Source organism: Thermomonas beijingensis, assembly GCF_020034655.1.
GTDB lineage: Bacteria > Pseudomonadota > Gammaproteobacteria > Xanthomonadales > Xanthomonadaceae > Thermomonas > Thermomonas beijingensis.
In genome coordinates, this window is record NZ_JAIQDJ010000001.1 from 192,967 (window position 1) to 209,306 (window position 16,340).

Annotated in this window: 12 protein-coding genes; 5 read left to right on the forward strand and 7 right to left on the reverse strand. The window is 61.5% G+C overall.

What is annotated here, in order from left to right; translation table 11 throughout:
• Window position 1 precedes the first annotated feature (1 nt).
• Entirely contained in the window at window positions 2–433 is a 432-nt protein-coding gene (locus tag K7B09_RS00855; RefSeq protein WP_223625688.1) for an RDD family protein, read from the reverse strand.
• A 44-nt stretch (window positions 434–477) separates the two neighbouring features.
• On the opposite strand from K7B09_RS00855, the gene xerD reads away from it, so the two are divergent.
• The 3 genes from xerD (at window position 478) to purL (ending at window position 6,285) form a co-directional block, all read left to right on the forward strand.
• Window positions 478–1,425, forward strand: a complete 948-nt coding sequence (gene xerD / locus K7B09_RS00860) for a site-specific tyrosine recombinase XerD (RefSeq protein ID WP_223625691.1) — start codon at window positions 478–480, stop codon at window positions 1,423–1,425.
• A 103-nt stretch (window positions 1,426–1,528) separates the two neighbouring features.
• Window positions 1,529–2,335 carry a DsbC family protein gene (locus tag K7B09_RS00865; RefSeq protein WP_223625694.1) on the forward strand — a complete coding sequence of 269 codons (807 nt, stop codon included), beginning with the start codon at window positions 1,529–1,531 and terminating at the stop codon, window positions 2,333–2,335.
• A 68-nt stretch (window positions 2,336–2,403) separates the two neighbouring features.
• Window positions 2,404–6,285 carry a phosphoribosylformylglycinamidine synthase gene (gene purL / locus K7B09_RS00870; RefSeq protein ID WP_223625698.1) on the forward strand — a complete coding sequence of 1,294 codons (3,882 nt, stop codon included), beginning with the start codon at window positions 2,404–2,406 and terminating at the stop codon, window positions 6,283–6,285.
• Window positions 6,286–6,400: 115 nt separating this feature from the next.
• On the opposite strand, the gene K7B09_RS00875 is transcribed toward purL, so the two are convergent.
• The 6 genes from K7B09_RS00875 to K7B09_RS00900 form a co-directional block, all read right to left on the reverse strand.
• Window positions 6,401–7,156: a hypothetical protein gene (locus K7B09_RS00875; RefSeq protein ID WP_223625701.1), complete on the reverse strand. Its 756-nt coding sequence runs from the start codon at window positions 7,154–7,156 to the stop codon at window positions 6,401–6,403.
• Window positions 7,157–7,301: 145 nt separating this feature from the next.
• A complete protein-coding gene (locus K7B09_RS00880; protein WP_223625705.1) occupies window positions 7,302–8,180 on the reverse strand; it encodes a hypothetical protein in 879 nt (292 codons plus the stop codon).
• Between the two features lie 160 nt (window positions 8,181–8,340).
• Window positions 8,341–9,279 (reverse strand): hypothetical protein, encoded by a 939-nt coding sequence (locus K7B09_RS00885; protein ID WP_223625708.1) that lies wholly within the window; start codon window positions 9,277–9,279, stop codon window positions 8,341–8,343.
• Window positions 9,280–9,442: 163 nt separating this feature from the next.
• Complete coding sequence (locus tag K7B09_RS00890; protein WP_223625712.1) at window positions 9,443–10,225, reverse strand: hypothetical protein; 783 nt, start codon at window positions 10,223–10,225, stop codon at window positions 9,443–9,445.
• A 70-nt stretch (window positions 10,226–10,295) separates the two neighbouring features.
• Window positions 10,296–12,155: a M4 family metallopeptidase gene (locus K7B09_RS00895; protein WP_223625716.1), complete on the reverse strand. Its 1,860-nt coding sequence runs from the start codon at window positions 12,153–12,155 to the stop codon at window positions 10,296–10,298.
• A gap of 140 nt (window positions 12,156–12,295) precedes the next feature.
• The gene (locus tag K7B09_RS00900) at window positions 12,296–13,162 is read right to left on the reverse strand and encodes a hypothetical protein (protein WP_223625719.1); all 867 of its coding nucleotides are present in this window, start codon (window positions 13,160–13,162) and stop codon (window positions 12,296–12,298) included.
• 177 nt (window positions 13,163–13,339) lie between these two features.
• On the opposite strand from K7B09_RS00900, the gene gspE reads away from it, so the two are divergent.
• Together gspE and xpsF are read left to right on the forward strand one after the other, a co-directional pair.
• Window positions 13,340–15,046 carry a type II secretion system ATPase GspE gene (gene gspE, locus K7B09_RS00905; protein ID WP_223625723.1) on the forward strand — a complete coding sequence of 569 codons (1,707 nt, stop codon included), beginning with the start codon at window positions 13,340–13,342 and terminating at the stop codon, window positions 15,044–15,046.
• 4 nt (window positions 15,047–15,050) lie between these two features.
• Window positions 15,051–16,268, forward strand: coding sequence for a type II secretion system protein XpsF (gene xpsF / locus K7B09_RS00910; RefSeq protein WP_223625726.1), 1,218 nt, complete (start codon window positions 15,051–15,053; stop codon window positions 16,266–16,268).
• The last annotated feature ends 72 nt before the right edge of the window (window positions 16,269–16,340 follow it).

Consider the following 16,340-nt stretch of genomic DNA (forward strand, 5'->3'; position numbering starts at 1 on the left):
CTCAAGCTTTGGGCAAACGGGTCATGCGGGTGTTGCTGAAGCGATCGTGCAGAGTCAAACCCTCGCGATCCAGCCACGCCCACCAGACCCCCAATCCGAGCGCCAACAACGACACACTACCGATCGCAAAGCGTAGCCAGAGTGCTCGCGTGTGTGCCGGCTGGCCGGCGACATCGCTCACGCGCAGTCGCCATGCCCGCATCCCGATGGTCTGCCCGCCGCGCCGCCAGCTGAGCACCGCATACAAACCGGCAATCAGCCACAGCACCACAAATTCCAGCCAACCTAGCCAACCGCCGCGCACCGCATCGCCATGCGCCAAGGTGAAGATGCCCGCCGCGATAAACCACAGTGCCAGCACCGGGAAAAAATCGTAGAGCAGGGCGAGCAGTCGCCAGCCGATGCGGGTAGGGAAGCGTTGCGGTGAGGTCATCCGCACAGGATACAGGCGCACCCGCTTGCTCTAACCTTGGCCCCATGCCAACCCCCGCTGACCGTCGTCAATTCATTCGCAACCTGCCGCCCTTGGCAGATGCCGATGGTGTGGCGATTGAGCGTTTCCTGGATGCGATCTGGGCCGAGTATGGCTTGGCGCAGGCCACGCTGGCGGCCTATCGCAGCGATTTGCAGGCGTTGGCGCGGCAGCATCCGGGCGTGCTGCTGCTGTCGCGGGAAACCCTGTTTGCGCATCTGGCGCAACGCACGCAGCAAGGCTACAGCCCACGCAGCACGGCCCGCTTGTTGTCGTGCCTGCATGCGTTCTATGCGCATGCCGTGCGCGGTGGCTTGCGCAGCGAAGATCCCAGCGCGTTGCTGCAATCGCCCACGCTGCCACGACTGCTGCCCAAGGCTCTGTCTGAAACCCAGATTGCGGCACTACTGGAAGCACCAGAAACCAGCACGGCCAATGGCTTGCGTGACCGCGCCATGTTGGAGCTGATGTACGCCTGCGGCTTGCGGGTCAGCGAATTGGTGGGGCTTCCCGGCACGGCGGTCAATCTGCGGCAGGGTGTGTTACGGGTGCGCGGCAAGGGCAACAAAGAGCGGCTGGTGCCGTTGGGCGAAGAATCCGGCCATTGGCTAAGCCAGTACCTGAAAGCGGCGCGCCCAATGTTGTTGACGGCGGCGCGCAACCCCGGCGCGGTCACCGCGTTGTTTGTCACCCCCGGCGGTGATGCGTTGAGCCGGCAAGCGTTCTGGGTCTTGGTCAAGCGCTATGCGGTGCTGGCGGGTGTTGCCCCTGCGCAAGTCAGCCCGCACGGCTTGCGCCACAGTTTTGCCACCCATTTGCTCAACCACGGCGCTGACTTGCGCGCCTTGCAAATGCTGTTGGGGCATAGCGCATTGTCAACCACCCAGATCTACACCCTGGTCGCGCGCGAGCGTTTGCAGAGCTTGCATGCCCGCCACCATCCGCGTGGCTGAACGCGCTGCTGGCGCTTGCCGATCGGATGCTGCATCCATGCGACACTAGCGAACTTGTGTCCGCTTCCACGGTCGAAGCGGTGTTGGCTTATTCGGAGTTGTGATGAAGCGTCTGTTGCTTGCCACCTTGTTCGGTTTCAGTTTGTCTGCCTGCGCGCAACCCGCGGAGGCCCCGCAAAAAGTGTCGCCCGGTACCGAGGCTGCACCGCTGAAGGAGCCTTCCTTCGCCGCAGGCACACCAGAGGCTCGCGTGCGCGAGGCACTGACTCGGATCAATCCCAAGATTCAGGTGGAATCAATCAGCCCGGCCCCCATTCCCGGCTTCCGCGAGGTCATCGCCACCGGCCAGGTGGTGTATGTCAGCGATGACGGCAAATACCTGTTCCAGGGCGGTCTGCTGGACATCGTCAATCGCAAGGACATGGGCGAGGTGGCGATGGCCAAAGTGCGCAAACAGGTGCTGGCAACCTTGCCGCAAGCCGACCGCATCGTGTTTGCCCCAACCGGCACGACCAAGCACACCGTAGTGGTGCTGACCGATGTGGAGTGTGGCTATTGCCGCAAGTTCCACACCGATATCGCGCAATACAACAAGCTGGGGATCCGGGTGGAATATCTGGCCTTCCCGCGCGCCGGTTTGGGCAGCCCGGACTACCAGAAGATGGTGGCGGTGTGGTGCGCAGCGGATCGCAAGAAAGCACTGACCGATGCCAAGAACGATCGCCCGGTCGCGCAAGGCCCGTGTGCCAGTACTCCGGTGGATCGCGAATACCGCGCCGGTCAGCGGATGGGCCTGGAAGGCACGCCCATGATCCTGACCGATGATGGCAGGCTGCTGGGCGGTTATCTCCCACCCGATGCCCTGTTGCAGCGATTGGACGCACTGGACAAGAATCCGGACGCCAGCTGAGGCCGGCTCCGGCTTGAGGTCGCGGGCTCGGCTACAATGGCCGGCCCGTTCCTACGGTTGTATCGGACATGATCGTCCTCGAGGGCGCACCCGCCCTGTCGCCGTTTCGTCGCGACCGCTTGCAAACCCGTCTGCAAACCTGCGCCCCCGGCCTGCGCCTGATCGGTGCATGGCATGGCTACTGGATCGATCCCGAGCCCGGCAGCCAGCCCGATGTCACCGCGCTGTGCCGTATCCTGCAAGCTGAAAATGGCTACGCACCGGCCGAAGCCGGTAGCGTCAGCCGCTTTGTGGTGCCGCGTCTGGGCACGTTGTCGCCGTGGGCCAGCAAGGCCACCGAGCTGCTGCGGGGTGCCGGCTTGCCGATCAGGCGGGTAGAACGTGGCACCCGCCTGGACGTGGTCGGCTGGCCGGCCGATGTCGCCACGCAGGCGGCCTTGGCCAAGCTGCTGCATGACCCGATGACGCAATCGCTGCTGGACTCGCGTGAGGCCGGTGCAGCGCTGTTCCCGGCGCAACCGGCGGGCGTCGTGGAGGTGATCCCGCTGGCGCAGTTGGAGGCGGCCAACAAGCGGCTGGGGCTGGCCCTGGCCGAGGATGAAATCGACTACCTGCGTGCGCGCTACGGCGCACTGGGGCGCGACCCGCACGATGTGGAATTGATGATGTTCGCGCAGGCCAATTCCGAGCACTGCCGGCATAAGATTTTCAATGCGTCGTGGACAATTGATGGCCGTGAGCAGCCGCTATCGCTGTTCAAGATGATCAAGCACACCCACGCCAGCACGCCGCAGCACACGCTGTCGGCGTATAGCGATAACGCGGCGGTGGTGGAAGGTTATGCGGCGGCGCGCTGGCGGCCAGACCCGCACACCCGCCAATACCGCAGCGAGCCGGTGACCGAGTCCGCGTTTTGCATCAAGGTGGAAACCCATAACCACCCCACCGCGATTGCGCCGTTCCCCGGCGCATCCACGGGCGCCGGCGGCGAAATCCGTGACGAAGGGGCCACCGGCCGCGGTGGCCGGCCCAAGGCGGGGATGTGCGGGTTCTCGGTGTCGCATCTGCGCATTCCGACGCTGCCACAGCCGTGGGAAGGCCAGCGCAGCCTCAACCCGCGCATGGCCAGCGCGTTTGAAATCATGCGCGACGGGCCGTTGGGTGCCGCCGCGTTCAACAACGAATTCGGCCGGCCCAATCTCACCGGCTATTTCCGCAGTTTTGAACTGTTCGAGGCCGACGGCCTGACCCGCGCCTATGACAAACCCATTATGTTGGCCGGTGGTCTGGGCGCGATGGATCGCACGCAGGTGGAAAAGCTGCGGCTCTCCCCCGGCGATGCGGTGATTGTGCTGGGGGGGCCGGCGATGTTGATCGGGCTGGGCGGCGGCGCGGCATCGTCGGTGGCCTCGGGTGATTCGGCGGAAGACCTCGATTTTGCCTCGGTGCAGCGCGACAACCCGGAAATGGAACGGCGCGCACAGGAAGTCATCGACTGCTGCGTGGCGCTGGGGGCAGACAACCCTATCCTGAGTGCCCACGACGTGGGTGCGGGTGGACTATCCAACGCCATTCCCGAACTGCTGCACGACTCCGGTGTGGGCGGCGTGATCGACTTGGGCAAGATTCCGAAAGACGACCCGTCGCTGTCACCGATGCAGTTGTGGTGCAACGAATCGCAGGAACGCTACGTGCTGGGCATCGCACCATCACGGGTGGCCGAGTTCGAAGCCCTGTGCCTGCGCGAACGCTGCCCGTTTTCGGTGGTGGGTGTGGCCACGGCAGAACAACATCTGCGCGTGGGGTATGCCGGCCAGCCGCCGGCCATCGACCTGCCGATGGATGTGCTGTTTGGCAAAGCGCCGAAAATGCACCGCGACACCGCGCATCCGGCGCCGCCCAAATGGCCGGAAACCGACACAGATACTCTGGATCTACACGAGGCCGGGCTGCGCGTGTTGGCGCACCCGGCGGTGGCCTCCAAATCCTTCCTGATCACCATCGGCGACCGCACGGTCGGCGGTTTGACTGCCCGCGACCAAATGGTGGGGCCGTGGCAAATGCCGGTGGCCGATTGCGCCATCACCTTGTCGGGGTTTGAAGGCTATACCGGCGAAGCGATGGCGGTGGGCGAGCGCACGCCGTTGGCGTTGCTGGATGCCGCTGCCTCCGCACGCATGGCGGTAGGCGAGGCGATTACCAATGTGATGGCCGCACCCGTGGAGACCTTCAGCCGCATCAAATTGTCGGCCAACTGGATGGCCGCCGCCGGCCATGCGGGGGAAGATGCGCGGCTGTTCGATGCGGTCAAAGCGGTGGGCATGGAGCTATGTCCGGAGCTGGAATTGAGTATTCCGGTCGGCAAGGATTCGCTCTCGATGCAGGCGCAGTATCAGGCCGATGGCACAACCCAGAAATCGGTCTCGCCGGTCTCGCTGGTGGTGTCGGCGTTCGCGCCGGTGCTGGATGTGCGCGGCCAGCTCACCCCGCTGTTGCAGCGCGAGGTGGACTCCGAATTGTGGTTGATTGGCTTGGGCGGCGGCCGCCAGCGCATGGGCGGTTCGATCTTGGCGCAGGTGTATCCGAAGGTCGATGGCGGCGCGCTGCCCGCGTTTGGTGGCGATGTGCCGGATCTGGATGACCCGCAACGTCTGCGCGGCTTGTTCGAGTTGGTGCGCGATGCGCGTGAGGCGGGCCTGTTGCTGGCCTATCACGACCGCTCCGATGGTGGTGTGTTTGCCGCGTTGTGCGAAATGGCGTTCACCTCGCATCTGGGGCTGGATATCCGCCTCGACGGCTGGGGCGATGGTCGCACCGGCGACCCGCTGCGGGTGTTGTTCAACGAAGAACTGGGTGCCGTGGTGCAGGTGCCCGTCGACGAACGTGCCGCGTTTGCCGATCTGGTGGCGCAGCACGGTCTGATCGAATGTGCCCAGCGCATAGCCAAGCCCACGACGGCACCCACGGTTCGCATCAGCGATGGCGATGAAGAATTGGTGCAATGGCGTTGGGACGAATTGTTCGATGCATGGTGGGCGGTCACCCATGCGATGCAACAACTGCGCGACCACCCGGATTGTGCCGACAGTGAGCGCGACAGCGTGCGCCGCTTCGATGCGCCGGGCTTGCAGCCGGTGTTGCACTTCGATGCCAGCGAGGATGTGGCCTCACCGTTCATCAATACCGGCGCACGCCCGAAGGTGGCGGTCCTGCGTGAGCAGGGCGTCAACAGCCAGATCGAAACCGCGTATGCCTTCGATCGCGCCGGCTTTGACAGCTTTGATGTGCACATGAGTGACCTGATTGCCGGCCGCGTTGATCTGGCCGATTTCCACGGCTTGGTAGCTTGTGGCGGGTTCAGCTACGGCGACGTGCTGGGTGCGGGGCGCGGCTGGGCCACCTCCATTCTGGAGCGCAGCACGCTGCGCGACATGTTCGGCGCCTTCTTCGCCCGCGACAACAGCTTCTCGCTGGGGATCTGCAACGGTTGCCAAATGCTGGCGCAGTTGCGCGACATCATCCCGGGTGCCGAGCATTGGCCCAGCTTCCAGCGCAATACCAGCGAGCAATACGAAGCGCGGCTGGCACTGCTGGAAGTGGCGCAATCGCCGTCGATTTTCTTGCGCGGCATGGACGGGTCGCGGATCCCGGTGGCAGTGGCGCATGGCGAAGGCCGCGCCGTGTTCGCCAATGGTCTTGACCAGTCCGCCGTGGATGTGGCGTTGCGCTTTGTCGAAGGCGGCCAGACCGCGTTGCATTACCCAGCCAACCCCAACGGCTCGCCGGATGGTATTGCCGGTGTCACCAGCCGCGACGGCCGCGCCACGCTGATGATGCCGCACCCCGAACGGACCCTGCGGCGTGCCAACTTCAGTTGGGCACCGGCCAACTGGCCGGAAGAGTCGCCCTGGCAACGCATGTTCCGCAATGCGCGGGTATTTTTGCGGTAAGCACCCACCAACAAGCTTTGCCATCCCTCGCCAAGCGAAGGATCTGCTTCTCCGCATCCCGACAACAAAGCCGGCTTGCGCCGGCTTTGTTGTGTAACTGCGTGGCTATTCCCGCTTAGACCGGTGGCGGGTTGCCGCCCGCCGCGCAATACGGCAGCTGGCGGTACTGGCGGATCCAGCGATGGATCCAATCATCCAGCGCCTTGCCGGTCAGCCCGCTTTCGCAGATTTTCACGCACCATAGCAGCTGGGTACCGCTGTAGCCGGAGCTGGCGCAGGTGGTGGTGGGGCCGGTATCAATGCCGAATTCAGCGAAAATGAGTCCGTTTGAACTCGATGTCGTAACAGTAATCGACGAGATCGATTCGCCAGCGGTGCTATAGAAGGCGACGCCATTGGCGCTGTCAGGTCCGCCTAGTGCATTGGGGCTTACCGAAATGGGGCCGGAATTGGTGCCTGAATCACTGGTGGCCGTAAAGGTGGATGTGCCCCAAGCGTTAACCAATGTATAAAAGTAAAACGCATGGGTGTTGGGTGGCAATGTGAGTGTGCTGGTGCTGGCCGTTGCATATATCGGCCCGCTGTAGCCTTGCCCCCAAGTTGCACCTAAGGCACTGAAAGGGTATTTGGTGGCTTGTGGGTTGATCCCCAGCACGCCCGCGCCTGGGTTGCCGGGAATAGTGGATATGTTGGAGAAGTCGGGGATTGCATTCTGCGGTGCCAGACTAAACGGCGTCAGCGTGTATCCACCGATGCTGGTGGGGGGCGCAGCCGTCCCTAAGTTCTGGAATACCACCGCAGCATTGGCGCTGAAGCTGGCCGCAGCCAGTGCCAAGGCGCTGAGCGCAAACGTTATTTTGTGTAGTTTCATGGCATTCCCTCACGGATCCGGCACCCCCTGTGGGTACGCTTGGGGTAGCATAGCGCAAACCGAGTCACATAATGAAGCTGTCTATGGGCATACAACAACGCCGGCTTGCGCCGGCGTTGTTGTTGGACTGCGTGGCTATTCCCGCTTAGACCGGTGGCGGGTTGCCGCCCGCCGCGCAATACGGCAGCTGGCGGTACTGGCGGATCCAGCGATGGATCCAATCATCCAGCGCCTTGCCGGTCAGCCCGCTTTCGCAGATTTTCACGCACCATAGCAGCTGGGTACCGCTGTAGCCGGAGCTGGCGCAGGTGGTGGTGGGGCCGCCACCTGCAGCTAAGGCGATTGCATTGACCATGAAGGCATAAATTCCTGGCTGAGCCGGATTGCCGGTACCTGATCCACCAGGGATGTACCAACTCCAAGGGAGTGGGGCGTAGATCACTCTCCCGCTACCATGGCTGTACATCAACGATACGGCTTGGCCAGGATCATCGGTAGTGGTGAGTACTTGAACGCCGTTCGGAACTGACGCAGTAGCTAGAGAGCCGTGAGCGGAGCAGTTGCCGCCATCCATGGAGCCATTGTTTAACGCGCCACCTGGACCATTTGCTGCGGGTGAGCCGAGCGGAAAGTCGATTTGTGAAATGCACCCATAACTGGTGTAGGAAATGGCTGGCGCGCCGGGGAGTTGTGCACCTGTTCCGGTACCGGGTTGCCAGTCTGAAATAACAAGGCCCATACCCGCGTTCACCGCGTTATTGATATCGGCATTAGCGGTATATGCGTTGCATGTTTCTACGACGAGTGCTGAAAGATTTGCCAGAGCAGCAGGCGTGATCGTGCCAACTGCGACAGGGGTATGGCCTGCGGCAGTGATAGCGCTTGTCTTGTCCCCCCCACCACTACAGGTTTGACCCGGGATATACCCCACATTTCCCGCCTGACTGGCAGATGGCATCGCCATCGCCCCCAGCCCGCCCAAGACCGCCAAGGTCAGTGTTGCCATTTGCGTTTTCATGTTCACTTTTGCCCCTGTGCTTGATTCCGCACCCCCTATCGGGCGCGTGTCTTTCAGGATAGCGCTAAATCCGTCACAAAACGAGTGTTTGCTGGCTATGACACAGCAAAGCCGGCTTGCGCCGACTTTGTTGTGTCTGGGTGATCAATACACCTGCGCAGCTGAGTTAGCCCTCCCCTCCCGGCGGCGGCGGTGGCGGGTTGCCATTCACCGCGCAATACGGCAGCTGGCGGAACTGGCGGATCCAGCGATGGATCCAGTCATCCAGTGCCTTGCCGGTCAGCCCGCTTTCGCAAATCTTGACGCACCACAACAACTGCGTACCGGTATAGCCGGAGCTGGCGCAGGTGGTGGCGGGGCCGCTGGCCCAAGAAAGCAAGTTTTTGAAGTAGGTCACCATGCCCGGGATAAACGATTCGCTATTGCCAGCTGCGTACGAGCCAGGCAGTGCAAATGAACTTTGGGTTTCGGTATGGATGACACGCCCAGACCCCACACTCCACGCAAATGCACCCACATGATCGGTGTTGCCAGTGGTAAGCAGAATGACGGCACCTGCCGGCAGTGCGCTGCTTGGGTAGTAATGGGTCATGTTGTAGAGTCCGCCAGAACCTGCCGGGATGCGGTCGAGGCTTGTCGCAGTCAGTGTGCCACCGGGGCCGGTAGTAATCGGTGATCCTGCCGGGATTTCAATGTCATCGGCTTCGGGATATGCCGCTGCAGATGTTGGCGAGTAGTTCGGTGCGCCAGGCAAGTTGAGGCTATTGATGAACGAAGACGAGGCCTCGGCGCTGCAGCCACTCTCCACGATCAACGTCATGCCGTTTTGCACGGCCGTATTCAATGCCGCATTCGGGGCGGAGAGCAGGGGTTGACCTCCGCAAGAGGTCAGCACCAAGGCTTTCAACCCTGTGAGTGAAGCGGTATCCAATGTTGAAATGGGCACCGGCGTGTGGCCCAGCGCGGTAATGGCTGCCGGTACACCAGCCGAATAACCACTTGCATCGTAATAGCCGATATTGGCCGCTGCACTTGCGCCCGGTGCCAACATTGCCCCCACCCCCCCCAGTACCGCCAATGTCAGTGTTGCCATTTGTGTCTTCATCGTGCCCCCATCATTGCTATCCGCACCCCCAGTGGGCGCGCCTGGTTCAATACAACGAAGAATCAGTTACAGAACGGACACTGAGTCTGCGGCCTTGCCACAACAAAGCCGGCTTGCGCCGGCTTTGTCGTGGCTGGGTGATCCCAACACCTGCGCGGCTGAGTTAACCCTCCCCTCCCTGTGGCGGTGGGTTGCCGCCACCCGGCAGAGCACAGTAGGGCAACTGACGGAATTGACGGATCCAACGGTGGATCCAGTCATCGAGTGCCTTGCCGGTCAATCCGCTTTCGCAGATCTTCACGCACCACAACAACTGCGTGCCGGTGTAGCCGGAGCTGGCACAGGTGGTGGTGGGCTTTAGACCGGTGTCCACACCAAATTCAGCCACCGCAAAACCGCCTGCCGCGGGAGCACTGATAGTGATGGTGGCCAAGGTTTCACCAGCGGTGGCGTTGAAGGCAAAGCCTACGGAGCCATCAACTTCCGGGTCGGTCAGCACCGACACCGGACCGGAGCTGGCCCCCGAATCGGTGGTGGCGGTAAAGGTGTTGGTGCCGTAATAATTTCCCTGCGTATAAAAATAAAACGCATGCGTATTGGCTGGCAAAGTCAGCGTGATTTGCTGCTGATTGCTGTAAAAGATGGGGCCGGCATAGCCATGTGCCCACGGACTGCCCCAAGTATCCCCGACGGTGAATTTTTGCACGCCAGGGTTGACACCCAACGTGCCCGGAATGGGGCTGCCTGGGATATTGATGATGCCGGAAGTGAAGTCATCAATTGCCGCTTGCGGCGTGGTATCAAATGCGGTCATCACATACGGGCCCACGGTTGCGGGCGGTGCTGCGGTACCAAGATTGGTGAAGGTAATGCCGGCATTGGCGGCAAAACTGGCGGCAGCCAGTGCAAGCGCACTGATGACCAGCGATAAACGACGTGTTTGCATGGTGTTCCCCTTGTGTAGATCAATTGGAAGCGGAGTCAGAGCAGTGGGCGGGCGCGCCACCCCCAAGCACTTAGTTGGTGGACCACGTCAAGGTAACACCTGAATACGCCGCGTACGCGTTGACTTTGACGTAGTAAGTGGTAGGCGCAGCCGGTTTGAAGGTGCAGACCTCGTTATTGCCGGTCAAATACGGTCGGCAGTTGAACAGGCTCAGGGTAGGGTCACTACCGGCGCGCACATACAAGTCCGCATCGCCGCTACCGCCACTGATGGTGATGGTGACGCGTTTGTTGGTGGCTACGGCGATGGCATAGCTGGATGACCAGGCATTCTGGGCGACGTCGGGCAACAGCATGCTGCCATCGGTCAGGCTACCTGCTGCGGGGCAAGCAACATGGGTACCTGCAAACGCGGCGGTGACATCGGCCTTGCTAAAGCCCAAATCCTGCGCGGCGGTCTCTACGCCGCATGCCCCCTGATTGAATGTGCTGGATGCGGTCCAGTAATCGCGGTTGGCGCGGGCAAAGGCTTTGAACGCCTTGACCACACCCCAGCCTGGGGTTTGCGCAAGGTTGCAGAATGCCTTGTTGTACACACCCGAGCTGTAGTGCACATTCATGCTGGCGGTGTAGTTGTTGGCATTGTCGATCGAGCGCCCATCCAGCGGTGGATTGCACATGTAGCGCAGTGCCCCTGCGGCTTTGAAGATTTCCGCACCCACCAGCCAATCATTGCTGCCACGGTCATAGAACTCTGCCGCTTCGCCGGCCATGTCGGAGTAGGCCTCGTTCATGCCACCGGATTGGCCGAAATACAGCAGGCCGGAATTGTTTTCGGTAAAGCCGTGCGAAATTTCGTGGCTGCTGACATCCAGGCTGACCAAGGGATAGAACGTGCTGGCACCATCGCCAAAGGTCATCGCGGTGCCGTCCCAGAAGGCGTTTTCGTAGTTGGTGCTGTAATGCACCTTCATCACCATTTGGTAATTGAAGGGCCGCATCATGCCCAGGTAATCCTTGTACATGTTGAAAATCACGCGCCCGAAATGATGCGCGTCATTCATCGGCGCATAAGCACCATTGACGGAACGGGTGGTGTTGCGTGGGCAGGTGTAGCTGAATGGTGTGGTACTGGCATTGCTATTGGAGAAGTTCAGGTCCACGGTGCGCACATTGCCGCTGTTCATGGTGCAGGTGCTGCCACTGACTTTGACATCCAGGAACGGCCGGCCACCGCTGCCGTATTCGTACTGCCCGGTCTTGAGATTGCCGCCTGGGCCGGTACCCACCAAGGTGTGTTGCAGGTTTTCCCATTGCTGGATTACCGCGCCGGACTGCGCATCCACGATCACCATCGGCCGTGTCGGGTGACCGCCGGCGGCGGAGTCGGCAAAAAAGCTCACCGCATACGCCAAATGACCACGCCCCCCGTCATCCATGTACACCACCAAATCCGATGACTCGTTGCGGGTGATGCGGCTGATGGCGCTGCGCCCGATGGTGGCTTGTTTGGCGGCAATCAGTGCGGCAGCGCGGTTGAGTTTGGGGGTGGTGGAGGTGATGTCGCGCTCCAGACCACTTATCTGGGTGCCAAACATGGTGCGTACATTGCCCTTGGCATCCTCACTGAGCGCAAGGCCCTGGCCGAAGATCGGGATGCCGCGCCAAGCCTGGTCATAACGATAGTTGTGGACGTCGGGATCTTGCTGGCTGCGGCGCATCAATAAAGTGGAGTCCGCGCCGAGCGCCAAGAACAGTGCATGCCGGCGATTGGTCATGCTGGGCGTGCCGCGGCTGGTCACGATGGTTTGATATTGCGCGCGTAGTTGCTGCACGTCACGCTGATGCAGGTCAGTACGGTCGGCGGCGTGCGCCGTGGTGGCAAGCAGAGCCAGACCGCACAATGGCAGGAGTGAATGAGACGGCTTCATGATGGATCTCCCCAGGTTCGCGACATGCGAATTGTTCAGATGCTGTAACGTGGGGCATGGGAAATGACGGCCAATCGATACTCAATACAACAAAGCCGGCTTGCGCCGGCTTTGTTGTGTGACTGCGTGGCTATTCCCGCTTAGACCGGTGGCGGGTTGCCGCCCGCCGCGCAATACGGCAGCTGGCGGTACTGGCGGATCCAGCGATGGATCCAGTCATCCAGTGCCTTGCCGGTCAGACCGCTTTCGCAGATCTTGACGCACCACAACAATTGCGTGCCGGTGTAGCCGGAGCTGGCGCAGGTGGTGACCATGCCGCCAGGGATGGCCCAAGCGATCAGATTGGTGGCGTAGGCTTGCATGCCGGGACTCGCGGCATTCCCGGAGCAAGGGCCAGCGGCGAAGTAACAGGTGAGTGGAATTGTGGAGAACACCACTTTGCCGGCACCGGTGTTGTAGGCAAAGGTGGTGACATAGCTTGCGGTGTCCTGTGTCGCCAGGATTTGCGAGCCAGCGGGCAGAGACCCTGCATCGACATAGCCGTGATTGGATGAGCTGCCATTATCCAGCGAGGCATTGTTGATCGCGCCACCAGGGCCTGCGGTGATTGGGGAGCCTGACGGGAAATCGATCTGGTATCGATTTCCACCGTTATATGAGTAGGGTACGGTCTGCCCGCCAGGCAAGGATTTGCTGCCTTGGCCGCCCCAGTTGGGGTCATGCCAGATCAGTACCATGCCGCTGTTTACGGCGCTGTCCACCGCCGCATTGGTTGCGAAATAGCAGCCGTTGATGAACAAGCCTTGTAGCCCCGCCAGCGAGGGCGCATCCAGGGATGCGACGGCAACTGGCGTATGGCCAGCCGCGGTGATGATGGAGGCGGGATTGACGTTGTAGCAATTGTCCCCGTAGTACCCCACATTTCCCGCATGGCTGACGGCCGGCATCGCCATTGCCCCCAACCCCCCCAGTACCGCCAACGCCAGTGTTGTCATTTGCGTTTTCATTGTTGGCATCTCTCACTTGGTTAGGCACCCGCATTGGGTGCATCTGTTGTGTAACAGCGCAAAACGGGGAACAAAGCGGACACCGGGATTGGATGTCCGTCCGATGCCCGTGCCCATCGCGTCTCGGCGGTCGCCCTGTTACGCTCTTGCTTGCCGTCCGCTAGCCACCAAGCCCGCATGAATGCTGTTCTGTCCGATCCTACGCCATCTGCCGACGAGCGCGTTGTGGCGCTGCTGTTGCAGCGCGGCAAACTGAAAGACACCGATCTGGCCAGTGCGCGCAAGCTGCAAGACCAAGACGGTGGCGATTTGCTGGTGCTGCTGGGGCGGCTGGGGTTGGTGTCCGAGCGCGACCATGCCGAGGCCTGCGCCGCTGAGCTGGTGCTGCCGCTGCGCAGTGCAAAAGAGGTGCCCGAGTTGCCACCCGAGGAGGTGACGCTGGGCTTCAAGTTCATGAAGCAATTTCATGCAGTGGCGGTGGCTGCCGATGCCGCCGGCGTGGATGTGCTGCTGGCCGACCCGCAAGATGCGTATGTGCAGGACGCGCTGCGTTTGGCGCTGGGGCGGCCACTGCGCCCGGCGGTGGCGTTGCGTTCGGAAATTGATGAGCTGATCGAGCGCTGGTACGGGCAAGGCCGCAGTGCGATGGAAGGCATCGTCGAGCGTGCCGAAGGTGAGGAACATTTCGATGATGTTGAACACCTGCGCGATCTGGCTTCGGAAGCACCGGTCATTCGGTTGGTGAATCTGATCATCCAGCGGGCGGTGGAAATGCGCGCATCCGACATCCATATCGAGCCCTTCGAGACGCGCTTGAAAGTGCGTTACCGCATCGACGGGGTGCTGGAAGAAGGCGAAAGCCCGCCGCTGAACCTGACCGCCGCCATCATCAGCCGCATCAAGATCATGGCCAAGCTCAACATTGCCGAGCGCCGGCTGCCGCAGGACGGGCGCATCATGGCGCGGGTGCAGGGCAAGGAATTGGATCTGCGTGTGTCCAGCATTCCCACTGCGCATGGCGAATCGGTGGTGATGCGGTTGCTGGATCGCGAAACCGTGGTGCTGGATTTTGCCAAACTGGGGTTTGGCGAACACTTCATGCCGCGCTTCCAGAAAGTGCTGGAACAGCCGCACGGCATCTTGCTGGTCACCGGTCCCACGGGTTCCGGCAAAACCACCACGCTGTACACCGCGCTGTCCAAACTCAATACACCCAAGGTCAAAATCATTACGGTCGAAGACCCGGTGGAATACCAGATCGACGGTATCAATCAAATTCAAGCCAAGCCCGCCATTGGACTGGATTTTGCCAACGCTCTGCGCAGCATCGTGCGGCAAGACCCCGATATCATCATGATCGGTGAAATGCGTGATCTGGAAACCGCACGCATCGCCATCCAGTCCGCCCTGACCGGGCATTTGGTGCTGTCCACCTTGCACACCAACAACGCCGCCGGCGGCATCACGCGATTGCTGGATATGGGTGTGGAAGACTATCTGTTGACCTCCACCGTCAACGGCATTCTGGCGCAACGCCTGGTGCGCAGGCTTGAGCCCACCCATGCCGAAAAATATCCGGCATCGCCCGAGGAAATCGAAAAATTCGGCTTGCGCCGATTCCAGCCGCAAGGCGATATTTTCCTGTATCGCGCGGTGCCCTCGCCACTGTCCCCCACTGGCTATCTGGGCCGCACCACCATCATGGAATTGCTGGTGATGGACGACGAAGTGCGGCGTGCGGTGATGCGGCATGCCGGCATGGATGAAATCGAGCGTCTGGCGCGGCAAGGCGGCATGAGCACGATGTACGAAGTGGGCATCGCCAAAGCCCTGCGCGGCGAAACCACCATCGAAGATGTGCTGCGTGTGACTGAGGACGCGTAAGGTCATGGCCCTGTACCGCTACAAAGCCTTCAACGTGCGCGGTGAACTGCTGGATGGCCAGATGGAGGCCGCCAGTGATGCCGAGGTGGCGGCACGCCTGCAAGAGCAGGGCCATCTGCCGGTGGAGGCCGCGCTGGCCAGTGGCAGCGGGGGGGCGTCGGCGTGGCGTGGGTTGTTCAAACCTGCACCATTTGCGGGGCAAAAACTGGTGCAATTCACGCAGCAGTTGGCCACCTTGCTGGGCGCCGGGCAGCCGCTGGATCGGGCTTTGGCAATTTTGCTGGAGCTGCCGGAGGATGCCGCCGCCAAACGTACGATTACCGATATTCGTGATGCGGTGCGCGGTGGCGCATCGTTGTCGGCGGCGCTGGAGCGGCAGCACGGCACGTTTGGGCGGTTGTACGTGAATATGGTGCGTGCAGGCGAAGCCGGTGGCAGTTTGCACGACACCTTGCAGCGCTTGGCCGACTATCTGGAGCGTGCCAGTGCGCTGCGCGGACGGGTGATCAATGCCTTGGTGTATCCGGCCATTTTGTTGTTGATGGTGGGGCTGTCGCTGCTGTTTTTGCTGGGCTATGTGGTGCCGCAATTTGCCGCGATGTATGAAAGCCTGGATGCCAAGTTGCCGTGGTTTTCGCAGGCGGTGCTGGGCTTGGGCATGCTGGTGCGGCATTGGTGGGTGGTGATTTTGGCGCTACCACTGCTCATGCTGTTGTGGCTGGATCGCAAGCGCCGTGATCCGGCATTCATGCTCAAGTGTGATGGTTGGCTGCTGCGGCAAAAATTGGCCGGGCCGTTGGTGGCCAAGCTGGACACCGCACGCTTGGCGCGCACATTGGGCACCTTGTTGCGCAATGGTGTCCCGCTGTTGGCGGCATTGGGCATTGCCCGCAACGTGTTGGACAATCGCGTGCTGGCGGCGGATGTGGATGCAGCGGCGGCTGAGGTCAAAAACGGCATTGGATTGTCGGCAGCACTGAGCAAGGGCAAGCGGTTTCCGCGGTTGGCGCTGCAGATGATGCAAGTGGGCGAAGAGTCCGGCGCGCTGGACAGCATGCTGCTCAAAACCGCAGATACGTTCGAACAGGAAACGTCGGTGGCGATGGATCGTCTGCTGGCGGCTTTGGTGCCGGCAGTGACCTTGGTGTTGGCGGTGGTGGTGGGCGTGGTGATCTTGTCGGTGCTGACGCCCATCTACGATCTCACCAATGTGGTGGGCTGAGGCCGCTAAACTTCAAATTCGTTCGGCATCCATGTCGGATGCTGCTTGGTTACGCAACTTCACATTTCGCGG